General features: G+C 37.2%; 9 protein-coding genes. All 9 read left to right on the plus strand.

Features of this window, described 5'->3' with window-relative positions:
- Positions 1–66 precede the first annotated feature (66 nt).
- The 9 genes from BXY58_RS16090 (at position 67) to BXY58_RS16140 (ending at position 13,846) form a co-directional block, all read left to right on the plus strand.
- A complete protein-coding gene (locus BXY58_RS16090) occupies positions 67–600 on the plus strand; it encodes a glutathione peroxidase (RefSeq protein WP_120214897.1) in 534 nt (177 codons plus the stop codon).
- 482 nt (positions 601–1,082) lie between these two features.
- Positions 1,083–2,711, plus strand: a complete 1,629-nt coding sequence (locus BXY58_RS16095) for a helix-turn-helix domain-containing protein (protein ID WP_170144259.1) — start codon at positions 1,083–1,085, stop codon at positions 2,709–2,711.
- A gap of 449 nt (positions 2,712–3,160) precedes the next feature.
- On the plus strand, positions 3,161–6,109 hold the full coding sequence (locus BXY58_RS16105) for a DUF11 domain-containing protein (protein ID WP_120214900.1): 2,949 nt from the start codon (positions 3,161–3,163) through the stop codon (positions 6,107–6,109).
- Positions 6,110–6,138: 29 nt separating this feature from the next.
- On the plus strand, positions 6,139–6,720 hold the full coding sequence (locus BXY58_RS16110; RefSeq protein WP_120214901.1) for a hypothetical protein: 582 nt from the start codon (positions 6,139–6,141) through the stop codon (positions 6,718–6,720).
- Positions 6,721–6,816: 96 nt separating this feature from the next.
- A complete protein-coding gene (locus tag BXY58_RS16115; protein ID WP_120214902.1) occupies positions 6,817–7,254 on the plus strand; it encodes a hypothetical protein in 438 nt (145 codons plus the stop codon).
- A 667-nt stretch (positions 7,255–7,921) separates the two neighbouring features.
- A complete protein-coding gene (locus BXY58_RS16125; protein ID WP_120214904.1) occupies positions 7,922–9,358 on the plus strand; it encodes a serine hydrolase in 1,437 nt (478 codons plus the stop codon).
- A gap of 120 nt (positions 9,359–9,478) precedes the next feature.
- Positions 9,479–9,919 carry a MarR family winged helix-turn-helix transcriptional regulator gene (locus BXY58_RS16130; RefSeq protein WP_120214905.1) on the plus strand — a complete coding sequence of 147 codons (441 nt, stop codon included), beginning with the start codon at positions 9,479–9,481 and terminating at the stop codon, positions 9,917–9,919.
- A 72-nt stretch (positions 9,920–9,991) separates the two neighbouring features.
- On the plus strand, positions 9,992–12,424 hold the full coding sequence (locus BXY58_RS16135) for a TonB-dependent receptor (RefSeq protein WP_120214906.1): 2,433 nt from the start codon (positions 9,992–9,994) through the stop codon (positions 12,422–12,424).
- 18 nt (positions 12,425–12,442) lie between these two features.
- Positions 12,443–13,846, plus strand: a complete 1,404-nt coding sequence (locus BXY58_RS16140) for a S41 family peptidase (protein WP_120214907.1) — start codon at positions 12,443–12,445, stop codon at positions 13,844–13,846.
- Positions 13,847–13,877 lie beyond the last annotated feature (31 nt).

A 13,877-nucleotide genomic window follows, 5' to 3' on the forward strand; every position in this document is an offset into this window, starting at 1 on the left:
ATTGATAATTGATAATTAACCTTTAATTCCCAAACTTGTTTTAAATTTGAATTTTAAATTATCTTTATGAAATATTTACTCGTTATTATGTTATCATTATTCGGATTTTCAAAAAATAAGGCACAGGCAAAATCGATTCACAGTTTCAAAGTTGAAGCTTTGGACGGTTCTAATATTGATTTTTCTAATTTTAAAGGCAAAAAAATATTGGTTGTCAACACCGCTTCCGAATGTGGATTTACACCTCAATATGCAGATTTGGAAAAGCTTTATGAACAGTACAAGGACAAATTAGTTGTTGTAGGGTTTCCAGCTAATAATTTCGGTGGACAAGAACCTGGTGCCAATCACGAAATTGCAACTTTCTGCCAAAGAAATTATGGTGTTCAATTTCCAATGGCGGCGAAAATTTCTGTAAAAGGAGATGACATCGCTCCGATTTATAAATTCTTGACAGACAAAAAAGAAAATGGCGTAAAAAACACCAAAATCCTTTGGAACTTTACCAAGATTCTTTTGGATGAAAAAGGTCACATCATTGACAGTTTTGTAAGTACAACCAATCCAATGAGCGAAAGTATTACGAAATATTTGAAATAGAATTAATTATCAAAGAGATTATAATAAAATCCCTCTCTTTCAGTTCAGTTAAGGGAGAAAATTAAAAGCCACTATATCTGCCAGCAAATGGTCATAGTGGTGATCTGCGTCACAGCATTCTCAAAACTTAATTTTAAAACAATGCTTGAATTGGCAGTAAATACCAGTCAAATTTCAAAATGAAATATTGACTGGTATTTTTTTTACTTATTAGTAAAATTCTAATTGAAAATTAAAATTGACATGAACAGCCATTTCAAAAAGAAATAGCAAGATTAAAAATTACATCTTTTTTATTTCATCAAAATATGATTTAAAATTAGCACAACAATTTAACTATAACACCTTGCTTAATAGACAGATAAAAACAAATAATTACAAGTCATTTTCCTGATTTTGGGTTGAAACGAAAGGCAGAATATGCGCATTGCTTTAATAGCTCAAAATATATTATGTTAACTTTGACAGTTCAACACCCTAATATGATGACTATAAAATTAAAATGCCGGAAGGGTTTTCTTTCCCGTTTAGTAATTCTTTTCACAATTATAATTACTTTCTATGCCAAGGCCCAAAATGCAGAGGCATTCAATCAGATTTACACCAAAACATATTTAGAAATATCGCAAAAAGATTTTCAAAAAGCGTTAACAATAGCAGATTCTCTCTACACCGTTTCCGAAACCCCGCGTTTCAAAGCTAAGAGCTTGATGCTTTCAGCATCATTACTTCAACAGTCTGGCGAGTTTAAGAGCGCAGTAGAATATGCTTTGAAAGCTGAAAAAATACTTGAAGATACCGATGATTACGTATGGAAAGCCAAAATATCCGGTTTTTTGGCGACCCAATACCGGCATCTTGGACTTTTTGATCAATCGAAAAAGTATATTGATGAAACGGTTGAGATTATCAAAAACATCAATGACCCCAGGCTTGTCAATCAAACAAGCGGCTTCCTGATGCAAGAGAAGGCTTACTATGAAATTGAGCAAAAAAACTACAAGCAATCTATACAACTGGTTAATGAAGCATCCCGCTACTTTAGCCTGACCAGACAAGAAAATCCATTTCTTTCCGCCAACAACGAACAGCTTTTGGGTTTAAACTACTATCATCTTGGAAATTACGCCAAAGCTATGGATTATTATCAGAAAGCTTTGAATAAACTGAATCAAATGCCGGACAACTTTCTTAAGGCGTTAGTTTTGAATGGAATGGCAAAGATCTATATCGAACAGAAAGATCCCAAACGAGCCAAACCTTTAATTGATAAGGCCCAACAGCTTGCTGAAGAATCGCCCTACCTTAGTTTAAAAAATGAAATTTATCAAAGCTCACAGCAATATTACGCTTTAATCAAAGATATTGAAAACCTGGAACTTAGCAAGCACAAACAGGATTCCGTTAAAGAAAAAATAAGCAGCAAAACTTCAGCTTTTATCAACGAGTCCTATACAAACCTGAAGAAAGATTCCGAGAAAAATCAAAAACAATCTGCGCAGAAAAGCATAATCATTATCCTATTTCTTTCTGTATTAACTGCTTTAATTTTCTATTTTCTGATCTACCGAAGACGTCAGAAACAGAAATTCAGAAAAATAGAGCAAATTTTAAAAGAGCTTGAACAGAAAAATGTTTCAGCACCTATGGAATCCGATGAAACAGAGCAACCTGATCATCAGGAGAATGAAATGATATCACCGGACGAAACAGAGGACACAGAAACGGAACCTCAAGCGTTAATGACCGCAGCTACGGAAAAGAAAATCCTAGGCAAGCTTGACAGGTTTGAGCAAACCACATTATTTACCCGAAGCAACGTATCTCTACCCTATGTCGCAGCCTATTGCAGCACAAACACCAAATATCTCTCCTATGTGGTCAATACTTATAAAAAGAAAGACTTTAAAAATTACATTAATGAACTGAGGGTTAAGCACATTATCCACAAACTTAAAAATGATAGTCAATACCACAAGTACAAAATTTCAAGTTTAGCTGAGGAAGCCGGCTTCTCCTCTCAGAGTAAATTTGCAGCTGCATTTAGAAAAGTTACGGACGTTTCACCATCCGAATTTCTAGATCATCTGAAATCACAACATTTGAATTAGAAGCTAAGTTTATATAAGCTGTTAAAAAGTATTACAACATTTAATCATCTCTTGTTTTACTTTATTACAGATGCTTTAATTATCCACATTTACGAAATAACATCAATTAAAAATACCATTTTGCAGAGATCAATGTTATTAGTTACAGGAGACCTATGTCTCCTTTTTTTATTTTTGCTAATTATCACATTATTAAATTATTAAATTAATATTCATAAAACATTATCCTCATTCATTTTCCTGAATTTGACCCTTGATTTTGTTGTATTTCCGATATGATAACAGGTATTTTGCACCAGATTTTTTGACTTACTGGAAACAGGATACAAATGATGGAGGAAAGTCGGAATGCTTTTCCCGAACAACAATCGGGAAAGGTATTTTTTTGCAATCCGGAGCAGCCTCTCTAGTCAATCAGAAAAAACTTATCTATATATCTACAACACAAAATGAAAAGATTTTTTTTAAATTTTCTAAATGCTAGAAAAGCACTTGGTATGGCACTAATGCTGATCGGCTCAAAACATCTTTTTGCAGAGGGTTCAAAGGACCTATATCCCAGTGGTGTGTCTGGCGGAAGAGCATTCCTGTACAGCAATTCTTACACAGCAGGCGGAACAACGATGGCTTCCTGGCCGTTCAAATCAGCCGGAACACATTATGCTTACGTTAAAGCCGGTGAAGTTATCCATGCGGCATCCAGTGCACAGGGCGTGGGCAACGGCAGAATTATACTTACAGCGCCTGACGGATCGGTTTATACCTCCGCAAATAATACCACAGGACAAATAAGCAACAGAACCGCAGAATTAGCCGGACCAAGGCTTTTAGCTCAGGCGGCAGGGTCTAACCGATATTTGACTTTTAACAGAACAGCAGCTGCGAACCAGGCCGGGATATGGAAAATTGAATTCACGCCGACCGGTGATGTCAATTCCTCTGCAACCCCATCCGTAACAAGTGTTGCGGCAGATGCAGCTTGGACACAAGCAACAAGTTCAGAATTAATTGCAGCCTGGGATGTTTCTGTAGAATCTTCAGGATCATGGATCCCTGGCAGAGTTTACTCCAACGTGGTTAATCTTCATATCAGCAATGCTCAGAGCGGGTTTTACGGTCAGATTTATGCTTTAACAAAAGACGGCTATATCTACAGGGTTAACAATAACGGGAACAATGGTGTTGGATTTACATTTTTCGTTAATAACAGAGGTTTTATCTCAAATAACAGTTCTACTTATAAAAGTATGGATTTTTCAAGTGGCATAGCGTCATATGTACAGTCTCCACTTTTCGCAGATACCTCAACCGACATTACTCACAAGATATTTTATAACCAGCCAGCTACTGATATGCCAGTATCAGCCGCAGGAAGTGTACCTGGAAATACGACTTGGCTGAAAACCAATGTCGTTGAACCCACTGTATTCAATGTCAGCCTGGTTGGAGCAGAAACCACGCCAGGCCAGGTCAGCAGTGTTAAAGGTGGTTATGTCAGGTTTAATGCCGCTGTTCAAGGTTCTTATACAATCACAATAGAAAGCGCTTCAACACCTGCAACTTTTACAACCAGAACTCTGACAGGAATTGCCGCTGCAGGTAACAACAGCGTTTTCTGGGATGGTAAAGACGGTAATGGCAACAATCTTCCGCAAGGTAATCAGCCAATCAGACTGAAAGTGCAGCTGCGTGGTGCTGAAGTTCATTTCCCATTTATTGATATGGAAATAAATCCTAACGGTATGGTGTTGGAACTTTTAAATGGCACTGATACTTCCAATGAGCGTTATCGTGTTTATTGGGATGACAGCGATATAACAAGGACAACTACCAATAACCAAGGAAAAGGATCTACACCTACTAATGCCAGTATTGCCGGATCACTCAGTGGACCAACCGGAACTGGCGGACATATGTGGGGACAGCAGAACAACAACACAAGTCCTTTGACCTCAACCAACCTTGGAAATGGTTTTGGTAACGAAAAGTCAATTGATACTTGGTCTTATATCAAAGGTCCGATTGCACAATCGGAAACATCGGTCATCGTAAAAACAGCAGACCTTCAGGTGACAGCAGTGACTGCAGATAAGACAACGTTAGCAATTGCAGACCAGATCACCTATACAGTGAAAGTAAGAAATAATGGCCCTAGTGATGTAGAAAATTCACCATTCACTTTTACCGTTCCGGCAGGCTTTGATCCGCAGGCTTTCACGTTTACCGGTAACAGCTGTGGTTCTCAAGCAATAGCTGTTAGCTACAATGCTACGACTCACACTTATTCTTCTCAACTTAATCTGCCCAACGGCTGTGAAATCACTTATACCTTCACACTGCTTGCTACCAGTGCTGCAACTGCAGGCGCTGTACAAGTTCAGGCTGCCATTCTAAGACCAAATGACGTTACAGATCCTGATGCCACCAATACCACACCAGGAGTTCCTCCTACCAACGCACAGTATGAATGTGCTAACAACGGTCTTGGCGGGGTATGTAATAATATCCTTAATCACAATACCGTAACATTTACTCCAGGAGAAATATGTACGGAGCCTGTCAATGGAAATACATTCCAGTGGAGCGTCTCCGATTCGCCAGGTCCTTATATTACACAAAATATTACGCAACCTGCCTCCAATTATGGTTTTGTATTCGATATCTATGAATTGGATAATTCATTTAACCTCAACATTAATGGTACTTTAATCGCGGCGCAAGAACTCCAGTTCCAGTCATCCGGCACCTCCGGCATCAATGTCAGATTCGCAGACGGATCTCAATACGAAACTAATACAACCCACAACGGGACAGCGGCTGATATATGGCAAATGAGGGGAAATCCTGCCAATCCACTTATCCGTATTTCTATCAGCCCGTCGGGTGCAATTTCTCTATACGGTAGCAAAACGTCATATGGTCCTCTTCAACCGCTGGTGCTGACCAATGGTAATACTTTCAATACCATCACTTGGAATCATACCGGAACAAATAATATTACGGTCACACAAAATGTTGTTGGAGTTACCATTATGGACGGCTATGGTTATGGACTTAATATTACACCTTGTGCTTGCTATCGCCCACCTGTTGTTACAGGCAATGGCCCGGAGACCAAAATGGGAATTACTCTTTTGAAAAGAGCTGGTGCTGATGCTTCCGGAAACTGGCCAATGGCAAGGAAATCTGGACATATTGCCTTAGAATCCAATAGCCGGGGATTTGTCATCACCCGTTTATCTACAACAGAGATCCAGGGACAAAATAGCCCTACCGTCATCCCGCCAAAGATTACAAATCCGCAGGAAGGCATGATGGTTTATGACACAACAGTCAAATGTCTGAAGATTTACCACGACGGTATTTGGAGTTGTTTTAACAAACAGGCCTGTCCATAAAAATTAATAGTATAATAATATAATCAACGATGAAAAAATTACACTCAATCATAGGTATATTTTTATCCACAGCGGCATTCTCGCAGGTGATTATCGGCAATGCAACGGGAACCGTACCTGCGGGGCAAAAGACTTCGGTACTTCTTGAGTTTGCAGCAGGGCAAAACAAAGGCATTATACTTCCCTATACACGATCTATCCCTGCCGGCGCTGGTCTTGCTGAAGGTACTTTTATCCTGGATACCAGAGACGCAACAAAAGTTAAAGTAAAATATTATAACGGCGTGACAGGTATGCAGTCCTCTGATGGCTGGTTTGATCTCAGTAATGGAAACACCGCTGATATCTCGGCAACAATGCTCCTTCAGCCAACTAACGCAAGTGTTACTGAAGATGCTGCAGCAAAAGTTATTATAGGCGCAGCAAATACTTCTGCGGATGGCGTTCTTGTTTTGGAATCCGATTCCAAAGCAATGGTGTTGCCAATGGTAAACAGTACGGACGATGTGATTGATCCGGCACCGGGAATGATGGTTTACATCAACAAAGAAGGTGCAAAGAGGTTAGCTGTCTTCAATGGCAATGCGTGGACATTCTGGAAGGCTTCGTGAATACCATAAATATCAATAATAAAATTTGGCTGGGCAGTTTTTATAGGATTTAAAATCTTAATAATTTGTGTTTTTTCTGTCCAGCCTTTAAATAATATGAAAATAAGTAATAAAAAAAATATTGAACGCCTTGGCTTGTTTTTAATGTTAATGCTGATCCTTGACATCGCATTGATTGGATTACAATGGTTAATCGTGAGACAGCCGGATCGGTTTATCATTGTTTTACTGATATTATTTATTGCCCTAACCATTTACTTGAGCAAACTACAATATACGGAGTTTGAAAGTTCAGGCCTTGTGATAACAATTAAGAAGAAAAATTTATTTAGTGGAAATAGTTTTGTCTTTCCCTTGGTAGAACTTCCGGTACAATTGATCAAGAATTGTGAACTTAAATCTCAGGTCTTATATATCCGATGTGAAACTTGTGATGCGAAAGAAAAAACCCGCAACATCAAAATCAATATTATTGGATTTAACAAACAACAACAAAATTGCATTGTAAAAAACTTACCCGTTTGCAGCAATTAGAGTAATAATGTTATCTATAACTTTAAGATATTGGGAACAATCACTCTTGTTTGTTAATCATCTGGATGCTTTAGAAAGACTTAATCTAAAACAAAAAGCTGATAATATTTTCTTGTTGAATCTTTACAACTGTTTAACAGACATATGAATTTCGAATATGAAAAATATTCATGGCCGCCATTTTATTTCTTTTAAGATCATAAACAATCTCTACTGTAAAATTCGAAAGTTCATATAGAACATACTGCAAATCATTAACTGCTTTGTCACTAACGATACATCCCATATTTTTAACCATTTCATACTGTATGTTATCCGGGAGATTTTTAAAATCATAATAAGAAATATCCATAGTTGTAACTTTAATATCTTACATTTATCTCTTACAATTAATTGACCAAAACTTGTCTTTGTTGAAAAGTTAATGTAATTTTTTATCTTGATAAATTAGCTTGTAAAATTCAGGTTTAAAACGGGTTTGCTAAGAAATAATGTTAAAACAACTGTTTAGTTCATTAATTTCTACAGATGTCGGGTGATTTTTGCAGAGGCTATAAAGGAATTAAGAAAAACAATCCGAAACCGATAAAAGTAAAACAAAAACAAAAGTAACCCAATGTAATTATCCATAGCTTTGAGTTGTCTTAACTCTGGAACATCAATTACAATGAAAAAATCAATCCCTATATTATTAGCTTTTGCATCACAAATCGTTTTCGCACAATTATCTGCGGATAGTATAAAAGCAATCATCAAACAGGAAGTTGCTAATAAAAGAAGCAAAAGCATTGTTGTTGGAGTCATTGATAAAAGCGGAAGACAAATTTATTCCGAAGGCGTTTTGAGTGATGAAAATCCGGTTTTGCCAGACGGAAACACACTTTATGAAATTGGTTCCATAACAAAAGTTTTCACCTCTCTCCTATTGGCAGATATGAATTTGAGAAATGAAGTTAATCTGAACGACCCCATCTCACAATATCTACCAAAAAATGTAAAATCTCCAACAAAAAACGGAAAAGAAATCACCTTGTCCAATCTTTCTACACACCGGTCAACTTTCCCACGATTTCCTTACAATGTTGACCCGAAAAATCTGGATCAGCCTTATAAAGATTATAGCGTGAAGCGTTTATACGAATATGTTTCTGATTTCAAACCAAGTTTTGACATCGATGCCAGATGGCAATATTCCAATGTTGGGTATGGCATTTTAGGTGAAATTCTGACTTCGGTGGCTCGTAAAAAGAATTTCGACAGCTTTGTAGAAGATGTGATTTGCCAGCCTCTAGGAATGAAAAGTACAGTGATTACCTTCACTCCGGAAATCAGGAAAAGAGCTGCAATCGGGCATTCGGAATACGGTAAACCTGTTGATTTTATTGAGTTGGGAGCAATTGAAGCGGGAGGTGGTTTCCGGTCAACAGCCAATGATATGCTGACTTTTGCGGCGGCAAATTTGGGATTCATCAAATCCGATATTTATCCCGCAATGCAATTGACGCATCTGCAGCAAGCCAAAAAGGACGGCAACAGAGGTTATGTCACGCTTGGCTGGACCTTGCATAATGACGATGGGAGATATATTATTTTCAAAGATGGTGGAACGCCAGGATTCAGAACATTTTTAGGAATCGATAAAAAGAACGGATTTGCAGTTGTTGTTTTGTCCAATTCAAATAATAGTGTTACAGATATCGGCAATCACATCATAGATCCTACTTCTAAGATAACACCTTACAAATATCCCTGGAAATTGCTGGACACATTACGAACAACTATTAAGCAATCTGGTGTAAATGAAGGAATAAGTCTATATAAGAGATTGAAAATCTCAAAAGCACCGGATTTAGATTTCAATGAGAACCAGCTCAATTATCTCGGTCACGAATTAAGGAAAGCGAACAAAATCAATGATGCGATTAAAATATTCGAACTGAATGTTTCCGAATATCCAAATTCGACACTTCCCTACGAAAGTCTTGGCGAAGTTTACAAAAGGAATAACAACAAGAAAAAAGCAATCGAATGCTTCAGAAAAGCGCAGGAACTGGAACCGGAAAATCCGCGCTGGAAGTTTCTTCTTGATAAATTGACAAACTAAAATCATTATCCGTCTCAAAAAGGTGGATATTTTTTTTCACCCATTTGTAACAAATTAAAAACAATCACAACCAATTAATTGATATATCAATAATTGATAAATCATTTTAAAATTAGCATTATGGAAAAATTAGATTCAATCATATTTTACAATATCGATAAAGCCATCCGAGCTTACAGAAATTACGCACAAAGACAACTGAAAGCGAATGGCTTCAATATCACAATCGACCAATGGCTCATCATCAAAGCGATTCTCGAAAATCCAGAAATCACACAGAACGAAATCGGAAATCTGGTGTTCAAAGACAATGCTTCGGTTACGAGGATTATTGATTTATTAGTCAAATCGGGATTCATCATTCGGGAAATTCATCCCAACGATCGTAGAAAAACCAATCTGAAAGTAACCAAATCTGGTAAAGAAATCATCGAAAAAGTCCAGAACCTTGTAGAAAATAACAGAAGCGTGGCTTTAGAAAATGTTTCTAAATCTGAGTTAGAAATAATGAACTCTGCCCTTCTCAAAATAGCAGAAAACTGTATCAATACAAAAAAATAAAACTCCCATCTGCAAAAAATCAATTAAATCAGCGAGAAATAAAATCACTTTTAATCAAAAAAAAATAACACAATGACCAGAATATTTTTAGCCATACTTTTATGGATGATATCCTTCTTCACAACTGTGTTTGCGCAGTCCAGCCAGAATTTTTCTTTGTCGGGAACGATTGATTCCGGCAATACGAATCAGGTAGAAATCAATCTATTCAATTCCGAAAACAAATTGGTAAAAACCGAAGTCACCGATCAAAATGGAAAATTCTCTTTCAATGATTTGATATCAGGAAATTACCATCTGAAAATCAATAAGAACGGTGCCGAAGTTTACCAATCGGAAGTTTCCGTTAATGAAAATGTTATAATGCCTTCGATTGCACTCAACGAGAAATCTATTGAAGCGGTAACCATTACCAAAACAAAACCTTACATCGAAAGACAGGACGGAAAAATGATCCTGAACGTAGAAAACAGCATCGCTTCCACCGGAAATTCTGCCTTTGAAGTGTTGGAAAAAGCGCCCGGCGTCAACATCGACAGCAACGACAATATCAGTATGCGTGGCAAAGCCAATCTCCTCGTTCAGATCGATGGAAAAAACACACCAATGACCGGAACCGACCTTGCGAATTACCTCAGAGGAATTCCGTCTTCAAGTGTTGAAAAAATCGAATTCATTACCAATCCTTCGTCAAAATATGATGCGGCGGGAACATCCATCATCAACGTCAAACTCAAAAAAGATCAGCGAAAGGGTACCAACGGCAGTCTATCTACGTCTCTCGGAACCGGAAAATATATTAAAAACAACAACAGTTTCAGCATCAACCACAGAAACAAAAAAGTCAATCTTTTTGCCAATTACAGCTTTGCTTACAGGGAGTTTTACAACAAGTTGACTCTGGACAGGAACTTCTATGAGAATGGAACTTTCAAGAATGCTTATGTTCAGGATAATTTTTTGAAAATGAATTTCCGCAATCACATCGCAAAAGTCGGAATGGATTATTACGCCAATGATAAAAATGTTTTAGGATTTTCAGTCGGTCTTGTCAGCAATAGATTTGACCCGACAAGCAATAATAACACTCAGGTTCTGAACCAAAATTACCAGCCCGACGGAACATTTAACACCAAAAGCAACAACCGCGACCATTGGAAAAATGTATCTCTGAACTTCAACCACAAGTACAAAATCGATTCGCTGGGTTCGGAACTCACAACCGATCTGGATTACATCAACTATTCCAACACATCGCTTCAGAACTTCAACACAAGGAACTTTGATGTTGCAGGCAATCTTTCGCCATCTACCGACGACAGTCCGAATCCATATATTTTAAAAGGCGATCTGGACGGCAATCTCAATATCTATTCCTTAAAATCTGACCTTACCAAAGTATTCAGAAACAACTGGAAATTGGAAACAGGAGTCAAAACAAGCTTCGTGAAAGCGGATAACGACCTTCAGTTTTTCAATGCAAGCTCGGGCAATTCTGTGATCGACAGATCAAAAACCAATCATTTCATTTACGAGGAAAACATCAACGCAGCTTATGGAAACGTGATCAAAAACTGGGATAAGATCAAAGTTAATTTTGGTCTGAGGATAGAAAACACCAACGTTACAGGAAATCAGGTCACAACGAACCAAATCAACAAAAAGAATTACACACAGTTATTTCCAAGTGCCGTTTTTTCTTATGATATGGATGACAAAAACACGGTAGAGCTCAATTTCAGCCGAAGAATCACAAGACCGAATTACCGTCAGCTCAACCCTTTCAAATTCTATCTTGACCCCACAACTTATCAAGCCGGAAACCCCAATCTCGATCCGCAAACTATGATGAATTATGAGTTCACCTACAGTTTGAGCAACAAATATTTTGCAACCTTGAGCTACAGCAAAACCAACAAAAACATCACCGATGTTCTGATGCCGATTATCGAGGACGATAAAACAGTGGTGGTACAGACCAACGAGAATCTGAGTTCCGCATCTTATTACGGACTCAACCTGATTGCACCTGTAAAAGTGACTAAATGGTGGGATATGAATAACAACGCCAATTTCTATTACGGCACCTACACAGGGAACATCTCCAATACTTACATAAAAAACGAAGGGAACTTCACATTCAACATCAACAGCATCAACTCTTTCAAGATTGGGAACGGCTATTCGACAGAGTTATCAGGAAACTATCAGGCAAAGCAAATCTATGCCTATATGCACCTGAAACCAATGTGGTCTGTGAACATCGGTGCTCAGAAGAAATTCAAGAACAACAGTACGCTCAAGTTCTCTTTCAACGACATCTTCTTCAAGAGCAATCCGGAAGCCCGAAACATCTATTCCGGCTATGTAGAAAACTTCATTGTGAGAAGAGACACCAGAGTGGCGACGCTTTCTTATACTTATAATTTCGGTTCAGGAAAATCCGGGCAGGCTAGAAAAACGGGCGGTGCGGATGACTTGAAGCAGAGAGCTGGGAATGGATAATTTAAAATTACACATAGAATGTACAGGGAATTAATTAAACAATTAACGATAACAGGTTTTTGCATATTTCTTCATTCTGCTACTAAAGCTCAAAATTACGATTGCAATTGTAGCCAGACGTTTGAGAAAATGACTGAAAAGCTTGAGAACAATTATATAGCTTATCATCTTACTAAATTGGAAATAGAAAAGGAATATGAAAGCAGAAAATTAAAGTACAAATCACTTACGGATAGAACAGAAGCACAAAACTGTTCACAAGTATTGCAAGATTTTCTCGCATTTTTTAAAGACGGACACTTGTTTGTAACCGAATATCCAAACTTTTCCGAGGAGGATCTGGCAAGAACAAAATATGAAATAAAACAGAACATTTTTAATCCAAATATTCACAAAGTATTCGATTCTGATACAATAGAAGGTTATTGGACGGATGGAATTTCAAAATTTATGATCATTAAAAACCAGAATGCTAATATTTCTTTTGAATATGTGGCAGTGATTGTAGATTGTGATGATAAAACCAAAATTGGGGAAATTAAATTTGCAGTTAATGATTCCAAGCATAAATATGAAGGATTTTATTATACGAACAGATACGCCTCCCGATATGTAAAAGTAACACCATATAAAGACAACTCATTGCTGTCAATTTGGGGTGGTATAACCTGGGGAAGATTAAATTCCAGAGAAGAACCTGTTTACAATCCAACCGCTCCAGGTTTCAAAAAAATTGATAATAAAAATGCATTGCTTACAATACCTTCCTTTCTGATTGATGCAAAAGATTTAAACCAAGTTCTTATTGATAATGAAAAAGAACTGAAAAGCACAAATAATTTAATCATTGATATATGGGGAAATACGGGCGGCAACGGGATATATTTTGACTTATTGAGTTTGTATTACGAGAAACCTATTCATAATGAAAGAGGTTTGGCAATTGCCTCTGATGACAATATTGATTATTTTGAAAAATTCAATTCCAACAAGGGACAAGACAATCCTTATTTATCCGTCATAAAGGCAATGAAGCAAAACAAAGGAAAAATAGTTCCGGGGCCTGACTTTGGCACATTAGAAATGAATCCCGAAAAGACTAATCTCAAAAAAATAGTGATTCTGACAGATAGAAGCAATATAAGCGCTACAGAAACCTTCATTCTCCATTCAAAAGCGGTTAGCGACAAAGTAATAACGATGGGTGATAATACAGGAGGTGTTGTAGATTACAACAATATCAATCTTATCAAGCTCAACTGTGAAAAACACGGGATCTATTTCGGATATCCAACTTTTACATTAAATGACAGAATCATTACGCAAGGATATAATAAAACAGGAATCATCCCAGACATAAAAATCAATAATTCAGTGAAAAATAAGATTGGATTCGTCCTAAAATATCTAAAAAACAATTGAATTCAACTTTCATTTTAAATAGCAAAACTTA

It is taken from the genome of Epilithonimonas arachidiradicis (assembly GCF_003610695.1).
In the GTDB taxonomy this organism is placed as follows: domain Bacteria; phylum Bacteroidota; class Bacteroidia; order Flavobacteriales; family Weeksellaceae; genus Epilithonimonas; species Epilithonimonas arachidiradicis.

Excerpts from the sequence above, each read along its gene's own strand:
- BXY58_RS16090 (WP_120214897.1), top strand. The coding sequence starts at position 67 with ATGAAATATTTACTCGTTATTATGTTATCATTATTCGGATTTTCAAAA.
- BXY58_RS16095 (WP_170144259.1), top strand. The coding sequence starts at position 1,083 with ATGATGACTATAAAATTAAAATGCCGGAAGGGTTTTCTTTCCCGTTTA.
- BXY58_RS16105 (WP_120214900.1), top strand. The coding sequence starts at position 3,161 with ATGAAAAGATTTTTTTTAAATTTTCTAAATGCTAGAAAAGCACTTGGT.
- BXY58_RS16110 (WP_120214901.1), top strand. The coding sequence starts at position 6,139 with ATGAAAAAATTACACTCAATCATAGGTATATTTTTATCCACAGCGGCA.
- BXY58_RS16115 (WP_120214902.1), top strand. The coding sequence starts at position 6,817 with ATGAAAATAAGTAATAAAAAAAATATTGAACGCCTTGGCTTGTTTTTA.
- BXY58_RS16125 (WP_120214904.1), top strand. The coding sequence starts at position 7,922 with ATGAAAAAATCAATCCCTATATTATTAGCTTTTGCATCACAAATCGTT.
- BXY58_RS16130 (WP_120214905.1), top strand. The coding sequence starts at position 9,479 with ATGGAAAAATTAGATTCAATCATATTTTACAATATCGATAAAGCCATC.
- BXY58_RS16135 (WP_120214906.1), top strand. The coding sequence starts at position 9,992 with ATGACCAGAATATTTTTAGCCATACTTTTATGGATGATATCCTTCTTC.
- BXY58_RS16140 (WP_120214907.1), top strand. The coding sequence starts at position 12,443 with ATGTACAGGGAATTAATTAAACAATTAACGATAACAGGTTTTTGCATA.